General features: G+C 61.9%; 1 pseudogene. It reads right to left on the minus strand.

Annotation, left to right across the window (positions count from 1 at the left end):
- Window positions 1-431, minus strand: a pseudogene (locus AC0L17_RS34515) (hypothetical protein); the annotation flags it as partial.
- Window positions 432-679: the final 248 nt, after the last annotated feature.

Genomic DNA, 679 nt, shown 5'->3' on the forward strand with positions numbered 1-679 from the left:
AACCAGGAAAAGAGGGACTCGTCCCGACCGTCCGCGCGCCCGCGCTTGGCAGAGTCAATGCGAAGCGTCGACTCAAGGACAAGCTCCGTTTGCTGTCTCGAGCCCTGGGACGACTTCCTGCCGCTGCTCGGGACGATGGCATTCTTCCATGCCTTCAGGATCGATTTCAATCCCCCGCTTTTTTTCGGCTGGGGGGCGATTGCCGGCTCCTCCGAGAAGGAGGAATAGGCTTCCGACGAGGCGGTCGAATGCCTGGAGCGCGAGCGGCTCGAGGCTGCGTAAGACGTGTCTATGCTGTGGCGCGCGCTGCTGAACTGGTTGTCCCGCAGGTCGGGCGGCGGCGGCATGCGCATCGACCCACCCACGGAGGTGCGCCGAATCGCACCACTGTCTGGATCAGCAGTGGAGCCGCCCAGGTTCAACTCACTCATTTGCCGCTCCATGGCCGCTTGCTGCGCCCTTAGAGCCTGATAGCCTTGGATAAAATCCTCCGTTCCCCCTGTCAGTCTCGCAACCCAACGGGCTGCGTCGTCGGGAGCATCGTAGGGCCATGGCCCGCCTGTATTGTCCATTGCGGTCTCCGGTATCACGTCAAGCAGATATGCTAGCGCCCATCGGCGCCACCGCCGTCATGCACAATTCATATTCAGCCATTCTGGCCGGACATGGTGATGGTTCC

The organism is Mesorhizobium sp. WSM4829, assembly GCF_055811475.1.